Annotated in this window: 18 protein-coding genes; 9 read left to right on the top strand and 9 right to left on the bottom strand. The window is 41.5% G+C overall.

Features of this window, described 5'->3' with window-relative positions:
- Positions 1-11: 11 nt before the first annotated feature.
- The gene (locus U1P77_RS04590) at positions 12-683 is read right to left on the bottom strand and encodes a hypothetical protein (protein WP_321156203.1); all 672 of its coding nucleotides are present in this window, start codon (positions 681-683) and stop codon (positions 12-14) included.
- A gap of 597 nt (positions 684-1,280) precedes the next feature.
- Here U1P77_RS04590 and U1P77_RS04585 point away from each other — a divergent pair.
- The 3 genes from U1P77_RS04585 to U1P77_RS04575 all read left to right on the top strand — a co-directional run bounded on the left by U1P77_RS04585 (position 1,281) and on the right by U1P77_RS04575 (position 4,614).
- Entirely contained in the window at positions 1,281-2,960 is a 1,680-nt protein-coding gene (locus tag U1P77_RS04585) for a carbon starvation CstA family protein (protein WP_321156202.1), read from the top strand.
- Positions 2,961-3,263: 303 nt separating this feature from the next.
- On the top strand, positions 3,264-3,551 hold the full coding sequence (locus tag U1P77_RS04580; protein ID WP_321156618.1) for a cory-CC-star protein: 288 nt from the start codon (positions 3,264-3,266) through the stop codon (positions 3,549-3,551).
- Positions 3,552-3,594: 43 nt separating this feature from the next.
- Positions 3,595-4,614, top strand: coding sequence for an ArsA family ATPase (locus tag U1P77_RS04575; protein ID WP_321156201.1), 1,020 nt, complete (start codon positions 3,595-3,597; stop codon positions 4,612-4,614).
- 53 nt (positions 4,615-4,667) lie between these two features.
- Here the strand turns inward: U1P77_RS04575 and U1P77_RS04570 are convergent, their stop codons facing one another.
- The 3 genes from U1P77_RS04570 to U1P77_RS04560 form a co-directional block, all read right to left on the bottom strand.
- The gene (locus tag U1P77_RS04570; RefSeq protein WP_321156200.1) at positions 4,668-6,437 is read right to left on the bottom strand and encodes a GTPase/DUF3482 domain-containing protein; all 1,770 of its coding nucleotides are present in this window, start codon (positions 6,435-6,437) and stop codon (positions 4,668-4,670) included.
- Between the two features lie 105 nt (positions 6,438-6,542).
- Positions 6,543-7,538 carry a sterol desaturase family protein gene (locus tag U1P77_RS04565; protein ID WP_321156199.1) on the bottom strand — a complete coding sequence of 332 codons (996 nt, stop codon included), beginning with the start codon at positions 7,536-7,538 and terminating at the stop codon, positions 6,543-6,545.
- 120 nt (positions 7,539-7,658) lie between these two features.
- A complete protein-coding gene (locus U1P77_RS04560; protein WP_321156198.1) occupies positions 7,659-9,044 on the bottom strand; it encodes a DUF2868 domain-containing protein in 1,386 nt (461 codons plus the stop codon).
- Between the two features lie 294 nt (positions 9,045-9,338).
- On the opposite strand from U1P77_RS04560, the gene merR reads away from it, so the two are divergent.
- The 6 genes from merR (at position 9,339) to U1P77_RS04530 (ending at position 13,289) form a co-directional block, all read left to right on the top strand.
- On the top strand, positions 9,339-9,725 hold the full coding sequence (gene merR / locus U1P77_RS04555; protein ID WP_321156197.1) for a mercury resistance transcriptional regulator MerR: 387 nt from the start codon (positions 9,339-9,341) through the stop codon (positions 9,723-9,725).
- A 238-nt stretch (positions 9,726-9,963) separates the two neighbouring features.
- Complete coding sequence (locus U1P77_RS04550; RefSeq protein WP_321156196.1) at positions 9,964-10,311, top strand: mercuric transporter MerT family protein; 348 nt, start codon at positions 9,964-9,966, stop codon at positions 10,309-10,311.
- A gap of 43 nt (positions 10,312-10,354) precedes the next feature.
- On the top strand, positions 10,355-10,630 hold the full coding sequence (gene merP / locus U1P77_RS04545) for a mercury resistance system periplasmic binding protein MerP (RefSeq protein ID WP_321156195.1): 276 nt from the start codon (positions 10,355-10,357) through the stop codon (positions 10,628-10,630).
- Positions 10,631-10,639: 9 nt separating this feature from the next.
- Positions 10,640-10,885, top strand: a complete 246-nt coding sequence (gene merF, locus U1P77_RS04540) for a mercury resistance system transport protein MerF (protein WP_321156194.1) — start codon at positions 10,640-10,642, stop codon at positions 10,883-10,885.
- 3 nt (positions 10,886-10,888) lie between these two features.
- Positions 10,889-12,334, top strand: coding sequence for a mercury(II) reductase (gene merA / locus U1P77_RS04535; RefSeq protein ID WP_321156193.1), 1,446 nt, complete (start codon positions 10,889-10,891; stop codon positions 12,332-12,334).
- Between the two features lie 196 nt (positions 12,335-12,530).
- Positions 12,531-13,289, top strand: a complete 759-nt coding sequence (locus tag U1P77_RS04530) for an SDR family oxidoreductase (RefSeq protein ID WP_321156192.1) — start codon at positions 12,531-12,533, stop codon at positions 13,287-13,289.
- Between the two features lie 79 nt (positions 13,290-13,368).
- Here the strand turns inward: U1P77_RS04530 and U1P77_RS04525 are convergent, their stop codons facing one another.
- The 5 genes from U1P77_RS04525 to U1P77_RS04505 form a co-directional block, all read right to left on the bottom strand.
- Complete coding sequence (locus tag U1P77_RS04525) at positions 13,369-14,883, bottom strand: bifunctional 2-methylcitrate dehydratase/aconitate hydratase (protein ID WP_321156191.1); 1,515 nt, start codon at positions 14,881-14,883, stop codon at positions 13,369-13,371.
- Between the two features lie 259 nt (positions 14,884-15,142).
- Positions 15,143-15,760 (bottom strand): GNAT family N-acetyltransferase, encoded by a 618-nt coding sequence (locus tag U1P77_RS04520; protein WP_321156190.1) that lies wholly within the window; start codon positions 15,758-15,760, stop codon positions 15,143-15,145.
- 109 nt (positions 15,761-15,869) lie between these two features.
- Positions 15,870-17,723 carry an ABC transporter ATP-binding protein gene (locus U1P77_RS04515; protein WP_321156189.1) on the bottom strand — a complete coding sequence of 618 codons (1,854 nt, stop codon included), beginning with the start codon at positions 17,721-17,723 and terminating at the stop codon, positions 15,870-15,872.
- Positions 17,724-17,915: 192 nt separating this feature from the next.
- The gene (gene prpF, locus U1P77_RS04510) at positions 17,916-19,151 is read right to left on the bottom strand and encodes a 2-methylaconitate cis-trans isomerase PrpF (protein WP_321156188.1); all 1,236 of its coding nucleotides are present in this window, start codon (positions 19,149-19,151) and stop codon (positions 17,916-17,918) included.
- A gap of 92 nt (positions 19,152-19,243) precedes the next feature.
- On the bottom strand, positions 19,244-20,029 hold the full coding sequence (locus tag U1P77_RS04505; protein WP_321156187.1) for a hypothetical protein: 786 nt from the start codon (positions 20,027-20,029) through the stop codon (positions 19,244-19,246).
- Between the last annotated feature and the right edge of the window lie 90 nt (positions 20,030-20,119).

Genomic DNA, 20,119 nt, shown 5'->3' with positions numbered 1-20,119 from the left:
TTATTCTCGCTTTATTCATCCGCTATTTCTATAAGAAAAGGGCGATAAAAACTTGCTAAACGATTCAATCCCGCATCAGGCAGCTGAGGCAGTAGTTTATTAATCGCCATACTCATTCCTTTATCAATAGCCGCTTTGGCAACGGGAATAGACTTGCGTTTGATCATGCCAAGTTTAAGCGTTTCAGTAAAGCGGCTAATGAAATGAGTTAGCGCTTCTTCATTCATAGTTTCAAGCGCCGTTTTGAACTTTACTTTATCAACCGTACCTGGCGTGACCGATGCAAAACCTTCAATAATTGTTTGTGCTGAGTCTTTAGAGAGTTTAAACCCTACACGGCGTAGCCCTTCATTATCTATGAACATCGATTGGTTTTTTAAAAAGTTAAAGCTGGGCATGATATCTTCGTTTTTATCTTTACCAAGCAAGACGTTAAGTAGCGTTTCAGTCGCGCGCTCAATAGTTTCAATAATTTTACGCATAGACGCTTGCCGTTCAGGGTTTGGAATCACATCAATTAAGCTGACCAATAAGCTATCAATAAGTTCACTAGCAATCTGTTGTGTAAGCTCATTACGATAAGGATAGTAGTCGACTGTCTCATTTGAGGTAATAATTTTCTCAGCCTCATCGATCATATCGTTGAGTTTATCTGAGGGTATAAATCCAAAATAATGCGCCATTACAATACCTTTCTTTTAATATTCATTTGTTTTTACCATCTCATATATTATTGTTCACCGCGTTAGTATGGCCAAATTCTAACGGTTAAAATATCTTGAATATTTGCATGATTTCTATGCTTACGTGTTTATGAATCGATCAAAAGGCCAGTCAGCATTAGATACTCATTCAAAATGAGCTTTAACAACTATTTTATCATCTTAACTTTGGCACTGTGTTGTTGCCTGATGTATATTAGACGTTACATTTTGTGTCAAATCAGCTACACTTAATACAGAATATTAATACCTTGCTATAGACTAAACTTCGACTCTTACAGATGCAGATCACAATCAAGTCTATTGTTTTTAATGTTAACGTTTTTGTTTATGCTCATCGAGTGTAAATTTCTGGTTGGTATTCTAATTTATCGTAATCGCAAGCGTTTAATGACAAAGGCTTGTATTCAACAGTAACAACTATATAGATCGTTGCTCAAAGATAGGTAGGATGATAGTCATCATGTGACTTACCTGCCAGCGCTTACTATGGAATAAAAAATAAGGATAAGAGGAAGTGGTGATTTTCCACCCTCGTTTTATCTAGGGAGAGATAAGATGAATAGTGCCATTGTGTTGTTACTTGGCGTCGCCGCGATGCTCTGCGGTTATGTTTTTTATTCGAAGTTTATCGCCACCAAAATTTTAGCATTAGATAACAGCCGTCCCACGCCAGCACACACCATGAAAGATGGGGTGGACTATGTACCTACCAATAAATACGTATTGTGGGGACATCACTTTACCTCAGTTGCGGGCGCCGCACCAATTATTGGTCCTGGTATTGCCGTAATTTGGGGTTGGTTACCCGCAGTAATTTGGGTAGTCTTTGGTACGATTTTTATGGCAGGCGTTCATGATATGTCAGCCATATGGGCAAGTATGCGTAATCGAGGGCAGTCCATTGGCTCCATTGCCGGTACAGTTATGGGTACGCGCGTACGTAGTTTGATGATGGTGGTTATCTTTTTACTATTGCTTATGGTTAATGCTGTATTCGGCGTTGCTATTGCCAATATGATGATTAAAACCCCATCAGCTGTATTGCCGGTGTGGGGCGCGTTAATTGTTGCTTTAATTATTGGCCAGTGTATTTATCGTTATAAGATGAATTTATTATGGGTATCAATAATTGGGGTAAGTGCATTATATGGTCTTATTTACCTTGGCTCTATGTTCCCATTCGCCTTCCCTGAGACCGTTTTTGGTCTGCCTGATAATGCCATTTGGATTATCATTTTATTTGCCTATGCGGCAGTTGCCTCATTATTGCCGGTATGGATGTTATTGCAGCCACGCGATTATATTAATGGTTTGCAGTTATTCGTAGGTTTGATTTTATTATATGCCGCCATCTTTATCTCAACACCTACTATTGTAGCACCGGCGATTAATACTAATTTACCAATAGACACACCCTCAATCATGCCACTGCTCTTTGTTACCATTGCTTGTGGGGCTATTTCAGGCTTCCATGGTTTGGTCGCAACAGGTACGACTTCTAAGCAAATTGATAAAGAAGAAGACGTGCGTTTCGTGGGTTACTTTGGTGCGCTTGGCGAAGGTATGCTAGCGTTAGGTGCGATCCTTGCGGCGACCGCGGGTTTTGCAACACTTGGTGATTGGGAAGCTGTTTATCAGAAATTCGGTGACGGCTCTATCGGTGCCTTTATTGACGGCGGCGCTGCGATATTGAATGCGGGTGTTGGTATTGATATAGTATTGTCACAAACCATACTAACGGTTATGGCAGCATTATTTGCGGGTACCACTATGGATACTGGGGTACGCTTGCAACGTTATATTTTCCAAGAATTTGGTGAATTTTATAACATTCCAATATTGACTAAAGGTGTAGTGGCTACGCTGTTAGCAGTAGGGACCTGTTTGCTATTGGCGTTTGGTGCAGGCGGTATCGATGGTGCAGGTGGTATGATTATCTGGCCTTTATTCGGTACTACTAACCAGTTAATGGCTGCATTAACCTTAATGATTGTGACTGTTATTTTATTACGTAAAGGCAAGCCGGTCTGGTATACCTTAGCACCATTATCATTCTTATTAGTGATGACGGTGTTTGCGTTATTAATCCAGCTCAAAACCTTCTACGTTGATGGCAATTGGTTGCTTATCACTATGGATATTATTATCCTGATTGCTACCATATTGGTCACCTTTGAGAGTTTGTCTGTTTTACGCCGTGAATGGTCGGAGCATAAAGGTAAAGATATAAATTAATACCTAACCATTTATTAAAAGTAATCATTAAAACTAATGGTTAAATTAAAAGAAGACGCTAGCAATCGCTGGCGTTTTTTTTATGTCATCAAGTGATGAATGGTTTTTGCAAAGAAAAGCAAACAATAACTATCATTGAGGCAGACGTGATATATTTTAAACAGTGATATATATGAAAAATTAAGATTGTTTGCGATAATTGAATCTTCAAGATAGGATTGAATGACAAAAATAGGTAAAAATATGGACAATAAAAACCATGATAAATCATTAGATGAGACTCTAGATAGTGTCAATAATTTCATTAGCACAGCAGCAGAAGACAGTGAATATAGCGCACCGTGGTGGCAACGTTTTGTAGCAGGTTTGAATGAGTTCTATCATGCCCCTTATCGGCAAACGATGGCGCGCGCAGCACGTGATGAAGAAGACTTTTTTATGCTGCTGATGTTTGCTGAAAGCTTAGGTATTGATAATCCCGCCAGCTTTTATACCCTGGAATTACAACCGTTATTCTTAGAGAACTTTCATGAATGGCATACCCGTATGGGAATGGATAGATGTCCGTTTGATCATGTTGGTTGTTGCTAATCTTACTAATAGTTAATAGTAAACAATAATGGAGACATAAAATATGGCACTACAACCTTTACGTTCTTTGGTTACACAACTTTCCTCGCAGCCCATTATATTTGTTGGTGGTAAAGGTGGGGTAGGTAAGACCACTACCGCTGCGGCACTCGCCAGCCATTATGCTACCCAGCACAAAAAGACACTGATCATCTCAACCGATCCTGCACATAGTTTAGGCGATGTGCTAAACGTGCGCCTAAGTAATGAAAAAACAGCTATTACGCCTTACCTTGATGCTATCGAGTTGAATCCTGACATCATCGTTGATGCTCACTTTGTACAAGTCGAGCGCACCATTAAGGCTTATACCAACCCTGATATGATGCCTAAAATTCGTGAGCATTTGCGTCTCTCAAAATCAGCACCAGGGGCTCAGGAAGCGGCAATGTTAGAGTCGATGTGTCAACACTTAGTGGCGGCAGCCGATGCAGGCTATGATCATATTATTTTTGATACCGCACCCACAGGGCATACTTTACGTTTATTGGTGTTGCCTGAGATGATGGGGGCGTGGACGGATGGGCTGTTGGCTCAGCAACGGCGGCAAGCTAAATTGCGTTCGGTTGCCACTCATTTAGATACTAATACCAGTAAGGCTAAAGCTAGTAATGATAAAAAAGACGTCCCAAACCCATTTGCCAAGCACAAACCTGATCGTTGGGAGCAGGCGGTATCAGTATTAGAAAAACGCAAAGAGTTGTTTCGTCAGGCAGGGCAGCTACTCCATGACCGCGCACAAACGGCAATTGTGCAGGTGATGACTGCTGATGTATTACCTTTAGCAGAAACCCAGCGTGCCATTCAGCAATTAGAGGAAACCAAGCTCACGCCAGCGGCAATCGTAGTCAATCAGCTGATCATACCGACGCAAAAGGATGAGTTCTGGCAACAACGTGCCGATAGACAGCAGAAACTAATGGGTAATATCGAGCGAAGCTTTACTGACTACCCTGTATATCCGATCTATCTACAGCAAACGGATGTACGAGGGACTGAGGCGTTAAGCTCATTATTAACCTAAAATATTAAATAAGATATTAAAGTAACCTATTAACTTAGCAGCAACACGTTGTTTTATGACCGTTCGCGCTTACTTGATTCCAGTTTATTTGCTTCTAGCTTACGTGACTCAAGCTTGCGTGATAACGACCAAGCCGCATCCGTACGCAAACTTTGTGCTTGCTCAGACTTCCCACTACTCAATGATGACCATTGCGGCTTGCCGCGCGCTTTTTTGATCTCACTGGGTAGCTTATGGGTCGGCCACGGGGTTATTAGAGTAGTGTCATCAACAGTATGATTGTCATCTTCATGACCGCTGGTTTGCTGAGCGCTAACTTGGTCGCCACCATATAGCATTTGCGTGGCATCAGTAGCAGCATGTCCGCGATGACGCAGCGCTGTTAATAAATCTATCGCACGGGTAGCTAATAATGTGAGGGTAGCCGGGTCAATGTATAAACGCTTCACCCCCGATATTTTATCAGCGATACTACTGGTATTAGATAATAACCCGCCAGCGATACCGCCCAATGCAGCGCCCAATCCCAATGTCGTGCCTAATGCAGCCGCATCAAATCCTAATCCCAATAAAGCGCCAGCAGCAGCACCAGATGTGGTGCGAATACCATAGCTCTTAAGCAATTCGGGATCAAAGGGGTCTTGCTGATAGGCTTGCAATTCAAGCGGGGTTGCTGCTACGCCATTATCATAAAACTTATATGAATTTAACAGTTTATGCTGCATAGCACGCTCGCTTTGGCGTACCGCTTCTTGCATTTGTTGTAATACCGGCATAGGGTCATCATCATCGCTAATCTCGTGGACAAAGGCAGCAACATTTAATAAAAAGTCCGCAATAATAATATTGGCCTCATCATATAGCTGGGCCCAGTCTTCAGTCCGGCGTTGCATTAGCTGCTCGAGCATTTCCGCATGGGTAAGCATGGTTGCCAGGTTTTGCCACAGTCGTATTTCATCTGAAAACTCAAAAGCTACCGAATCAAATCGGGTTGAAATATGCAAGTTACGACGTGCCAGCATGGTTTGCCACTGATCAATATTGGCATCTTGGCTGTCCGTGAAATTAAATACTGGCATGACCGGAATTGCTGCCCAAGACAAGATAGCCAATTCGTCTTTATACTTTCCCAATACTGGATCGCGCGCATCGACCACATAAATAGCCATATCACTTGCCAGCAACTGCCGGATAACCTTTGCTTCTTGGCTATAATCATTGTATCCATAATCGTCCAAGCCATCAGCACCGTTGGCCCCAGAGGCAATATCGGCGGCCAAAAATTGTTGTAAACGCTCAATACCATCTCGACGACTGGCGGTGTTATCTTCCAGCCAATCCATCAATCCGGATGCATCCTCCAATCCGGGCGTATCATATAAGGCGACCAATACCTCACCCGTTTGACTATCGGTCAGCTGGGCACGCTCAACATGGCGGGTCGTGGCCGCTTCATTTTTTACTTCGCCAAAATAAACATCACGCAGTAGGGTGCGCAATACTGAGGTCTTTCCGGTATTGGTATGGCCAACGACCGCCAGCTTTAATGGCTCACCACTGGCAATGGTGGTTTTATTGCGCGTTGTCGTTTCAAGTGACGATTCTGAGGTTAAGGTAGAGTAAGGGTCAGTCGTACTGTTAGTGTTTTGATCCTTATTAATATTAATAGGCTGCTCTTTGTTTAAATTATTTTTGTTTACCGATGCCGTCAGCTCTTCATTTTGTTCAGATGGCGCAGCATAAGCTTTGTCAGCAAAGAGACTTGTCGGCTGATTGGTATTGTTGTTATTCATGCCAGCATCTTTATTGTCATTACGATTCATAATAGTGTCTTACATTATCAATGTTGAAAGTTAATATTTTTATTAAAGGTTAGCTTAAGTAAGAAAATAGCATCAATCACAGGCTGAACACAGATACGTTTGGTGTTAAACCGTACCTGGTGGGTTAAACAATACTTTGAGCTTATTTTTAAGCCCTCTTGTTCGAAAGAAGCGCTGCCACATGCGATAAAACACTGAAAATATTAAGCTAAAAATATTGTCATGACTGGCTTCGCCAACGGCACCATAAATGACAGGATTATTGACTTGATCTTCTTCCACATAAGTACCAAACCAGCGATCAAAAATGATGATGACCCCGCCATAGTTTTGGTCGATATAATCACCATTGGTACCATGATGGGCGCGGTGATTGGATGGGGTATCAAAAATGTATTCGACCCATTTTGGGAACTTGCCAACCGTTTCGGTATGAATAAAAAATTGATAAATTAAATCTAGCGCGTAAAAGAAAAACACCCAAACGGGGTGCACACCCAGTAGCATCAGTGGGACGAAGAATAACCACCAGCCGGTCACTGAGTACAGCAAGCTTTGACGCATGGCAGTCGATAGATTCATCTGATCATCGGAGTGATGTACCACATGCGCTGACCAAAACCAATTGATCCGATGCGAGCTGCGATGAAACCAGTAATAACAAAACTCGACGGCGATAAAGATTGGAATTGCGGTCAGCCACGTCACCTCAATGGTAAACAGACGATACTGATATAACCATAAGCAAATCGGCAGCACTATCAAAGCTTGAATAATTAACTCGAAGCTTAAGTAAGAGCCGCCTAAGCTAAAGTTGGTCGCCGCGCGTCGCCAATTAAAGGCATCACCGCTCCCGCGCTTAGACTGATAAAACCACTCGGCCAAAAATAATAAGAAAAACGGCGCACCCATCAGTGGCAATAACCATTCTTGCCAATGGGTCGGTAAAATACTGGTCAGCAGCGGCTGCCATGACTCAGGCGCAAGCGCGAGAATACTTTGGTTTAACGTGTCTCTATAACCCTCTAAGGTCTGGCCATACTGACCTAGATTCATTAAGTTACTATTATTACTAATGAAGCCATCATCTGTTGTCGCCATATCATCCCACCACTTATCGATTGTTACCCGACGTCCCTGTCATTTTAATATACGGCTAAAGCTTTATAAAATCAGCATTTGTTGTGAACGCTGACGTCATTAGACAGCAGATACTGGGTTTTAATTGTTATTTACCAAGCCAATTTTTCGCGCAGAAAGAGCCGTTTGCCATTGTTGGTGACGAATAGCTTGTGGTGATGTCAGGTCTGCCTCTGATGCAAGCTCATTAGAAACATCGTCGTTACCTAATAGCTGCACAATCAAGCCGTGCTTGGCATGAGTGGCAATTTGATCTAATTTTCGCAGCGTCCCGCGATCCGGTAGCGCTTTATTGTGAATGCCCAGTAACACTTGTACGGGATGGTTGTCCAAATAAGCCGTTAAGCGCATCATATCATTGCGATCATCAACAATGCCGAAATTTTCCACCACATCCGCACGGTAATTATCATCAGTAACAACTATGTCTGTCTGCCACCAAGTCTCTGTATTAGAAGGATACTCAAGTAGAGCTACTAGCTTCTTGCCCGCGCTAACGGTCGCTTTTGGTGCTACTGGCGCGGCGACCTCAGTGAAATCATCCGCATCCACCACTTGACGCTGCCAAAAGTTCAAAATCTTTTGATAATAGGGTAGCTTAATATCCAAGTGCATCTTTTTACGACGAAACATCAGTGCACAAAACGCCCATGCTATCGAGCGCGGTACGATGCCATACATCAGCAGGCTACCAATCAGTAAACTTGCCCACTGTCTTGCCACCGATAAGGGCAGGGCATCAGTCACCAGACGACTTTGTACAATAGCAGCATTATTAGGCACATCAAAACCCACCATACTGGGCAACCAGCCGAGCACATGGGTGAGGGTAATCAACGCCTGATCAGACAGTAACGTCGACTCCCAGCTAAAGCTATACTGCCGTACGATTAACAAAAATATAATGGCAAAAAGCATACCTGTTAGGGTCGCAAGCCACAACTGATGGCTGAACTTGCCCAGATACCAGCGCATCCCACTATGCTGGAGTTGCTGCTCATATAAGCCAACCGCCGCTTGCGTGATGTCGTCTTTACCGCGAATCAAGTGACTTGGACTCACAAAACTTGCAAACCAGTTTGAGGATTGCTTACCCTGATTAACCACTGTTAATACCAGCCAGCCAACCAACATAATCGTATGAAAACCTAGCAGACAGACCAATACATAAAAGAAATTAACCACATTGGCCTGTAGTAAGGTAAACAAGCCCAGAAAACCTGATACGCACCATACGACGCTCATGACCATCATGATGCCTTTGATACGTCCATCAATCTTACCCAACACCCGTGCCAGCGCGCCATTACTATCAATACGCGTTGCACGCCGATGCAGCTTTTGAATGGGTGACCCGTCTTCTACTTGCAATTTTTCGGTGACCAGTAACGGATCGGTTGCAAAGACGTGCTGCTGGGTTTCAAGGGTTCGTACCAGCTCAGTCAGTTGGTCTTGGGGCGATAGCATGATGGGGTAATATCCGTATAAATAGAACAAACATTAAGTCGTGCAGATGAATAGTGATTCAAGCGTATTGTAGCGCATTTGGTAAGACTATTATTTGTGATTATCCATGGTTATCTAGGCAAGAATAAATGGTATTTATACTTTGGGCAGTGAATAGAATAGTTACGGATAGTAGGATTATTTATAAATAATTTATTATACTCAGTAAGTATTTATTACCTGTTGCTTGATAACATGTTAATTTAATTAGGAAAATATATTTAACATTGTACTGTTTTTTAGCAAGGAGAAATAATGTCTAGAACCATCAGCAAAATAGCAAAAGAAATCGGAATCAATGTAGAAACCGTCCGTTTTTATGAACGTAAAGGACTAATCAAACAACCCATTAAACCTATGCAAGGTTATAGACAATATCCAATAGAAACGGTAAATAGAATTCGTTTCATCAGACGTTCTCAAGAATTAGGATTCACGTTAAATGAAATAAAGAGTTTAATTTTACTTAATGATAGCCCTTGTAGACAGGTCGAAGAGCTAGCGAAAAAAAAGTTAATTGCTGTTCAAACCAAACAAGCTGACTTATCTCTTTTAGAAAAAGCACTCTTAGAACATATAGACCAATGTCATAATAACAAAGATGATACTTGTTGTCCTATTATCGATTCTTTACAGCCTTAGCAAATCCGATATTAACTAAATTTTTTAGAGTTTTATCCATTGAAAGTACATCAACAAGACATCTGATTCTTATAAATTGTTTTTATATCAAAGCAGAGCCTTTAACATCAATGTTGTTCTACATAGAAGCACCTCATCAAGCCCATGAAAATATATTTTATTAACTTGCCAAAAAAACCTTGACTCCGTACCTAGGTACATAGAATACACTTGTATCGTAACTTAACGAGGTATTCATATGCAGAAGAAAAAATTAAACCTTTCAATGATAGGAGGAATTTTGGCTGCCATAGGTGCAAGTGTCTGCTGTGTCGGCCCTTTAGTGTTACTGCTACTTGGAGTAAGCGGCTCTTGGATAGGTAACTTAACCGCATTTGAACCATACAAACCTATATTCGTTCTGTTTGTGCTGCTGTCATTTGGTTACTCAGGCTGGAAAATTTATCGCCCAGTAGGAGAGTGTGAACCAGATACGGCATGTGCCGTAATAGCAATACAGCAGCGCCGTAAAATTATCTTTTGGCTGAGCGCCTCAGTCGCGATTGTTTTGGTCACTAGCAATTACTGGTTACTTTGGTTGGTTTAATTTTTTATTAAACCATTACAACCCTCTAAAATTGGAATCTAAGATGAAAAAATTACTATTAAGCTGTTTACTTGCTTTTTCAAGTATCAGCGCTTTCGCTGAAATTCGAACGGTTAAGCTTGACGTACCAACGATGAACTGTACTACATGCCCAATAACAGTCACACATTCACTAAAGAGTGTCGATGGTGTTGAAAAGGCTGAAGTCACTTACAGAACTAAGTTGGCTGTGATTAAATATGATGATACCAAAACCAACGTTGAAGCCTTAATTAAAGCAACAACCAACGCGGGTTATCCATCTACATTAAAAAAATGAATTTTGATTATGAATAGAGACAAATTATTACTCCGATTCGGAATTGTAGGCACCGTAATTGTCGCTTTATGCTGTTTTACTCCTGTGCTTGTTATTTTATTGGGTGCTGTAGGTCTTGCTTCTTTGACGGGATATCTAGACATTGTTTTGCTTCCAGCACTAGCGATTTTCGTCGCACTTACCATTTATGCACTGTATAAAAAGAAGCATTCACCGGATAAAAATGGCTATAATAATGATACGAAAAAAGGATGAAAAATGATTAATGATATCGAAGTTTATACATCACATGTTACTGATAAAAAAGAAGTTATGCATGTAGCTGTCATTGGCAGTGGCTCAGGTGCTTTTGCTAGTTCTATTAAAATGGCAGAGCTTGGAGCAAGAGTAACCATGATTGAAGGTGCTGAAGTGGTTGGTGGATCTTGTGTCAATACAGGTTGTGTACCATCAAAAATACTTATTCGTGCTGCACAATTAGCGCATCAGCAACGAGATAATCCATTTAAAGGACTAAAAAACAGCCATCCTCAAGTAAACCGTTCTCTAATAGCTCAACAACAAACTTCACTTGTCGATGAATTACGTGATACCAAATACATCAGTATTTTAGAGTCAAATCCAGCAATAACCTTATTAAAAGGTTACGCACACTTCGAAAATGAAAATACGTTGCTTATAAAAAAGCCTGATGGTTCAGAAAAAGAACTTCGCGTAGACCGCATTTTAATTGCAACGGGTTCTACACCGACTATCCCACCAATTAATGGTTTAGCAGACACCCCGTATTGGACATCTACAGAAGCTTTATTTGCTGAAGAATTGCCAGAGAGCTTACTGGTAATTGGCTCATCGGTTATTGCTTTGGAGATTGCCCAAGCCTATCATCGTTTAGGGTGTAGTGTGACTATATTGGCACGCCATACGTTGTTGTATGCAGAAGAGCCGTTATTAGGTGAGAGATTAACAGAGTGTTTTGAAAGAGAGGGTATTCGAGTACTAAATAACACTCAAGCAAGCAGCGTCAGCTATGATGGAAAAACCTTTTCATTAGATACAAATGAAGGAGTTTTAAGCGCTGATAGGTTACTTATTGCTACCGGTCGTCACGCAAATACAGCGCAGCTTAGATTAGAAAACGTAGGTGTTGAAACACAAAAAAATGGTGCCGTTATAGTTAATGATAAAATGGAAACATCAACAGCTAATATTTATGCTGTAGGTGATTGCTCTAACATGCCTCAATATGTTTATGTAGCAGCTGCAGCAGGTACCAAGGCAGGTATCAATATGATGGGTGGTGATGCTAGACTCGATTTATCCACCATGCCTGCGGTTATCTTTACAGATCCACAAGTCGCAACGGTGGGATTAACTGAAGCGCAAGCCATAGCAGTAGGGTTTGAGGTTATTAGTCGGGTGTTAGACATGGAAAATGTGCCTAGAGCATTGGTTAATTTTGAAACAGATGGATTTATCAAACTGGTCGCTGACAAACCAACAGGTAATATTCTTGGCGCACAAATACTCGCTCATGAAGGAGGGGAATTAATTCAAAGTGCTGCACTCGCTATTCATAATAATATGACAGTAGATGATCTCGCAGGACAACTCTTCCCATATTTAACGATGGTCGAAGGTTTAAAGCTATGTGCACAAATTTTTAGCAAGGATATTAAAGAACTATCATGCTGCGCGGGATAACCTCGTAATAAAGAAATGCGTTTGAGACGGCTTGTTGCCACTATCAACACTATTAGATATGCTAAACGTACTATAAAGCAGCTTTTTTATTGTTTCTTTTCATAAATTGTCTCTAATTATCTGTTGTGCAGTATGCTATGTTAAGAATAACAATCACGTTAATAATAGATAATAAAATTGAAAAGGAAGGTGCCTTATGGACATTAAAACTTATCTGATTATTGGTGGTACCGGTGGTATCGGACAAGCAATGGTCAAACAATTGGTAGCGAGTGCAGCCAGCGAGAAAAATAACAGTGTTCGGGTGTTTGCCACTTATCACCGAAGCGTACCTACTTTTGAGGCAGAAAATTTGCACTGGATTCAAATGGATGTCAGTGACGAGGACAGTATCAAGCAGGCGGCTGAGGTTATTGGACAACAGAGCACGCATCTTGATTGGATTATCAGCTGTGTGGGGCTACTTCATACCGAGCAATCGCAACCAGAAAAAGCGCTGAGACAAGTTGAATCTGAGTTCTTCTTACAAAACATGCAAGTTAATGCCTTAGCCGGCCTGCTTATTGCTAAGCACTTAAAGCCGTTATTGACCAAAGCAGAGCGCAGTAATGACCAGCCAGCGATATTCGCGACTATCTCAGCACGTGTGGGCAGTATTAGTGATAACCAAATGGGCGGTTGGTATAGCTACCGAATGAGTAAAGCGGCGCTAAATATGGGTATGAAAAATCTTAGTATTGAATGGGGAAGGTCGCTCAAAAATGTCTGCGTGGTGGTCATGCAGCCGGGAACGGTAAATACCCAACTGTCCGCACCCTTCCAAGGAAATGTCGCTGATGGACATTTATTCTCGCCAGCCTATAGTGCTGAATGCTTATTAGAGGTGCTGGCCAGCATGACCGCTACCCAATCAGGAAGTTTCGTTGATTGGGCAGGAGAGTCGATACCGTGGTAGCTGTTAGGTTGACTAAGCGTTAAAAGCTATCTAAACGCCCGGCTTGTTAATAAACAAGCCGGGCGTTTATTTATATCAATCAGTTAGTAACAAACATATCCATAAATTCATTCACTGGCGTTTGTTCTAACTGCGCTTGATCGTTACATAGCGCGAAAATTTCCTCACAACGACTGTCTATAAAACGCGTGGCAAGATTGGCTTGGAATTTGGCCTCTAGTACGGGGAGACCTTCCTCGCGGCGACGTTTGTGGCCGATAGGGTATTCGACGGCGACCTTATCGGTACTGGTGCCATCTTTAAAGAATATTTGAATGGCGTTAGCAATCGAGCGCTTACTGGGGTCATGGTAATCTTTTGAATAACGCGCGTCTTCTTCCACGACCATTTTGCTACGCAGCTCATCGATTGATAGATGTTGTTCATGATAGTCATCTTCATAATTTTCTGCCATAAGATCACCCGTTAGCAGGGGCACAGCAGCCATATATTGTAGACAATGGTCGCGATCGGCAGGATTGGCTAGTGCCCCTTCTTTCGAGATGATGCGAATGGCTGAATCATGAGTGGTCAGCACAATTTTTTCGATATCGTCAATTCTATCTTCGATTCGTGGGTGCAAAATTACGGCTGCCTCGCACGCGGTCTGCGCATGAAACTCAGCCGGAAAGCTTATTTTAAATAAGATGTTTTCCATCACGTAACTGCCAAAGTCACGTTGAAACGTAAAGTGTCTCTCGCTTGCAGGCTTAGTGGCTAGGTCCTTATTGGTATGGCTAAATAGCACATCATAAAATCCCCACTGCGGAGCGGTCAAGGCACTAGGTATTCCCATCTCGCCTCGTCTAGTAATATCTACCAAGCGCACCGCTCGGCTAGTAGCGTCACCTGCCGCCCATGATTTTCGGCTACCAGCATTGGGAGTATGACGATAGGTGCGCAGTGCTTGGCCATCGACGATAGCTTGTGAGATCGCAGCCATTATACGTTCGCGTGGCAGATCATATAGCTTGGCGACCACTGCAGTTGAGGCCAATTTTACTAAGAACACATGATCTAAGCCAACGCGGTTAAAGGAGTTATCTAACGCCAATATTCCTTGAATCTCGTGCGCCATAATCATGGCCTCAAGCACGGTCTTCATGGTAAGCGCGGCGCGTCCCTGGCTGACGTTTTGCTGGCTGATATAGTCGGCTACCGCTAAAATACCGCCTAAGTTATCTGAGGGATGTCCCCATTCAGCAGCAAGCCAAGTGTCGTTATAATCTAGCCAGCGCACCATACAACCAATATCAAAGGCGGCTTTGATGGGGTCAAGTCGATGAGAGGTTCCGGGAACACGCGCACCGTTAGGAGTGATTTGATCGTCACAATCGGGCCCCAAATGCTTGGTACATTCTGGAAACCGTAGCGCGAGTAGGCCGCAGCCTAGAGTATCCATCAGACAGTAGCGTGCCGTACTCCATGCCACATCACTATTTGGAGAATCGTCATCTATAGAGTAATTTAAAACATAATCGGCAATTTTTTGAATTTCGGTGTCATATTCTGGGCGGACGTTACTTTCTACTGTCGTTTTTCCTGTGTCAGTCATGGTTATATCCTTTTCCTTAAGTGAGTTATCCTACCTATTATTTTACAATTACTATTTTATGGCTACTACTGATAATTATTACTATATAAAAGGTAACATACTCTATGTAAAACAACAGTTAGATAATGTACAACGACGAGGATGAATTATTCATTTATCAGTCAGTAGCCGTAACGTTTTAATTAAATTAAACTATTTTAGCTTCTCGTTTGTCCAAAACCATGTGAATATGCTCAACACCTTATTCATTAAAAGCCGTTTAAACCATTAAGTAAACCAAACCTGCGATGAATAAAAGGGCTAACACCAACAGCAGAAAACTCAGAATATTGCTGGTACTTGAACCCTGTTTTTTCACTTTAACCTTTTTGACCATAAATAAAACCATCTTCACATGCTCAATACCATCCTCAAGATAAAATTCACCTTCAGGGACAAACCCTAATGATTCATAGAAGCGGATCAGGTAAGTCTGTGCTGAGATTATAATAGGTCTTTTTTTACCGAATTTTTTATGACAATAGGCAATAGCCTGAGTCATAATTTGCCGCGCTAAGCCATTACCTCGATGTTCTGACAATACTAACACTCTACCTATAGCAGGCACAGATGAATTGGCTGAAGACTTGTTATCAGAGTCCGCTACTGAAAGATTAGACTTCATTTTATTGAATTCAGGAGGAATGATTCGGCAGTAACCAACTAGGGATTCATTTTGATGGGCGATAAAATGCAGACAATCAAAATCCACTTCATCCATATCTTGATAAGCACAATTTTGTTCAACCACAAATACTTGCGAGCGTGCTTTTAAAATATGATACAGATCAACTGAAGTCAGCTCATCAAAAGTTTTTATAGAAAATTCAAAGGACATAATTAAGGGGCTTCTAACAATGGAATGGAAGTATTAAGGGTGGTAAATGACTTTTAAAACGACGGACATTATACGATGTTTGATTATCCCAACATATTTTTAGCCTCTATTAACTGTTCAAGGTTTGGCTGATTTTATCCAAATTCAAACTATCAGACATAGCGCTGAATATCTCAAAATACTTACCGCGTTTATTATACAACTCTTCATGAGTACCAGTCTCAACCACACAGCCGTTCTCTATCACGACTAAGTCATCAGCATCGATAATTTGGGCAATATTGTGTGAGACCATAATCACCGTACGGTCTTTTTTAATTAAATCTAAGCTTTTTTTGACTTGCTGACTGGCAATCGCATCAAGGCTCGCGGTTGGCTCATCCAAAAATACAATCGGCGGATCCTTTAAAAACATCCTAGCCAAAGCAATACGCTGCTGCTGTCCGCCTGATAAAGACTTGGCTTCGCTCTCATAACCCTTAGCTAAAGATATGACTTGCTCATGAATAGAGGCTTTTTTGGCGGCGACAACAATATCCTCAGCGCTGGCATTTATATCACCATAACGGATATTTTCACTGATAGTCCCTGAGAAAATATGATTACTCTGTAATACCAAACCTATGCGCTGACGCAACTCATGGGTATCGCAATCTACCAAATCATGGCCATCTAAGCATATCCTGCCAGCATCTGGCTCATAGAACTTCACCAGTAAACTAATAATCGTGCTTTTACCAGCGCCGCTTAAGCCAACCAAGGCGGTAATGCGGTTGGGTTTGATGGTAAAGCTGACGTCTTTTAATGCTTGCGTTCCATTAGGATAAGTAAAATCAACATTTTTGAGTTCAATATGACCTTTTAAATCTTTGCTACTTATCCCGTCTATATTTTCAACTTGTTCCTCATCTTCTAATATCTCAAAAAAACCTTCGGCATAGGTTAACGCATTATTAATTTGGTCATAGATACGATGTAATTGACGGATAGGGGCGGCGACATTTTGAAAGAGTATCACATGAAATAAAACCATACCGATGGTCATCTCACCCTTCAATACAAAGTAAGCGGTGAGTACGATAATCACCACCACGCCAATTTGCTCAATAAACGTCTTTATCGCGTCATAAATAAAACCTATGCTGCGAATTCTAAGCTGATTGTCGGTCATCTCTTTTTGAATCTTTAAGTGCTTCTCAGCCTCAATAGACTCACGGACAAAGGACTTGACCACACTAATCGAATTAATCAGTGAAATGACCAAGCCACCTTTGGCTTCCCTAAACCCGCGCATCTGTCTACGGTAGCCTTGCAAGCGCCGTGCTTGTTTTTGACTGATAAAGAAATATATCGGTATGATAATAAGACCAACTAGACCGATCCAAAAATTGGTCGAAAACATAATAATCAGCGATACAAAGGCACTGGCAAACAGCGGTAACATATCAATAAAGAAGTTTTGCACTAAGCTTGTGAGACTACTAACACCATAATCGATACGGGTTTGCAACTTACCACTATCATTTTCTCTACTGGTATAAAATGCCATACGGTAGGTAAGGATGCGCTCGATAATGCGCTGTGATAAATCACGCGATAGATTAATACGAATTTTTTCACCAAAGTAGCGTTGTCCAAAAGAGATAAATATCGATAATACCTCTTTGGTTAATAGAACAACGCTAATGATACCTAACATCCGCAAACCTGCCTGCCAAGGGTCAGGTAAGGTCGCAATCTCGGTTAAGGTATCTACGGTATAACGCAATACAAAGGCATTGACCTGCGCGGTAAATGAGCCAAGCACCGTTAAAATTAGCGTGGCGATAATTAAGGTTTTGTAAGGCGTAGCAAATACCGCTAGTTTTTTTAGAATGTCCCACAGCAAAGCCCGGCGCTCAGTTTTTTTGAGCGCCGGGCTTTTGTCTAATGGCACACGGCGGGGTTGGGGAGAGGTTGGCATAGAGTTAATATAGAAAGTTAGATTTATATTTTAAAACAAATACTACTTTTTTGGGCCCTTAGACTTGTTAATTTTTTCGGCTAACTCTTTCAGATTAGTAGTTTTAAGAACATATGATTCAGTAAGAATATAACTGATTATAATGACTGTTCGTATAAGTCTCTATCCACTTCACTAATAGCTGGTCTAAACTTAAAAAGCATCCGCTGGTACAAACACCTGACCAACCATGATACGACGAGCTGAGCGGCTCATAGAGACTTTCTTAGCTTGCCAGCGCCCATCGACTTGTTCTGTTTTTCCACCAACCAATAATGTACCAGATGGATGACCAAAGCGCACCTCAGACAACTGTTTTGTGGATTGGCCAGCGCCTGCTGCGGCTTGATTGACCAGCGTACCTTGCGTGGTTGCTGCTGCTGCAATCGCTACTGCTGCTGTACCCATCATCGCATGATGCAATTGGCCCATACTCATCGCTCGCACGACCAAATCAATATCGTCGGCAGATACAGTGCTACCACTTGATGCCATATAGCTGCTAGCCGGCGCAACCCACGCAAGTTTTGGGGTATGTTGGCGGGTTTGTGCCTCACTGACATCTGCAAATAAACCCATTGCCACACCGCCATAAGCGCGAATGGTTTCAAGCTTATCTAATAAATCAGTATCGCTATTAATATCACTTTGTAGCTCAGTACCCGTTAGCCCTAAATCTTCAGCTTTTAAGAAGATAGTGGGAATGCCGGCACTAATGAAGGTTGCTTCAAAACTGCCAATATTAGGCACAGTAAATTTATCGATCAAGTTACCAGTAGGAAACATAGCACTGTCACCATCTACGGGATCGATAAACTCAACTTTGACTTCGGCAGCAGGGAAAGTTACACCATCGAGCACAAAATCACCAGTTTCTTGTACTTGAACCTTTTGATTGTCATCTGTATAGACGGGAACGTGGGCAATAATAGTTTTGCCAATGTTCTCTTGCCAGATACGTACCGCGCAAATGCCACTTTCAGGAATACGGTCGGCAGCTACTAAACCCATATTAATGGCACAAGCGCCCACCGCTGCGGTTAGATTACCGCAGTTACCACTCCAGTCAATAATGGGCTTGGCGATATTAACTTGCCCGAACAGGTAGTTGACATCGTGATCGTCTTTATCGGTTGGCGATAAAATAACTGTCTTTGAAGTACTAGAGCTGCCATTGCCTAGGCCATCTATTTGCTTACCGTAAGGATCTGGACTACCAACAACGCGTAATAAGAAATTATCACGGGCGCTACCTGCTTCCTGACAGCGCTCAGGTAAATCAGACAGTTTAAAAAAGGTACCTTTTGAGGTGCCACCGCGCATGTAAGTGGCAGGGACGGAGATCTGTGGAGTGAAAGGGGTGTTTGGTTTAGAGTTTGATTGGGTCATTGTGGGAGTCCTTTTAATGGTTTCATTTGTAATATAGAGTGATATAACATAATTAATTTAAATAAAATATACTATATACCTAATTTAGTCTCTTACACTTCGGGAAAGTCTTGCCATGGCGTTTTGCATAAAACAATACTCTTATCATCAAATCGAACAGCCATCTCTTTTGCAACTAAACGTACATGATGAAAATAAATTATCGCCTCTTTCAGCTCTACGTCCTCTGGATGGGCCTCATGTGTGAGATTATTGCGTCTTTCTGACAAAATATCGTAAATCTCAAGCCATTTTTCAGAAATAGGCTCTACACCTAACTTCTTCCAAGTCTCAATTCGTTTTCTAACACCCATGCGTTCGTATTTATTTTGTTCTCTTTCAATAATGCCTGCAAGTAACCTATCAGAACCTCTATTTTGAAAATCCTTAATAGAAAATTTTTCATCCGTAAATTTTTCAGAATTATCTTTTAATAGACGGTTGTATAAATTGAATTCGTAGGCTTCTAAAAGGCAATAATTATATAAAATTATTTGCGTACCAATTATATGCTCAACAGATATGAAATCTTTTTCATTACCAAAAGAAACACCACCATTTTCTAAGAATTCACAAGACTCTGGTTTTCCAAAAACCAATCCAAATGTCTTACTCATTTCCTCAGAAAGTGAATGAACGAGTGGGAACTGGCTTTCATCTAAATCCGGTCTATTTCCCGCAGTAACTAAACAAGGGCGCGTAGTCCATTCTTCCTTATCCCAATTCATCATTTTTCTAGCAGAAATTGCTAAATCTGAAGTTCTAACGGCAGAGATCGTGAATAGATTCATTTTTTCAATAACTTCGTTAAAAAGCATATATTTACTCACTTTATTCATAGGAATGCTTAATTATATAGACAATAAAAAAACCGACGCTATATAAACTATCTATACAACATCGGCTCTTTTATCACTTGTATTGTTAAT

The organism is Psychrobacter sp. LV10R520-6 (genome assembly GCF_900182925.1).
GTDB lineage: Bacteria > Pseudomonadota > Gammaproteobacteria > Pseudomonadales > Moraxellaceae > Psychrobacter.
The sequence above is the reverse complement of the archived record's forward strand: the minus strand, read 5'-3'. Positions and strand labels throughout refer to the sequence as shown.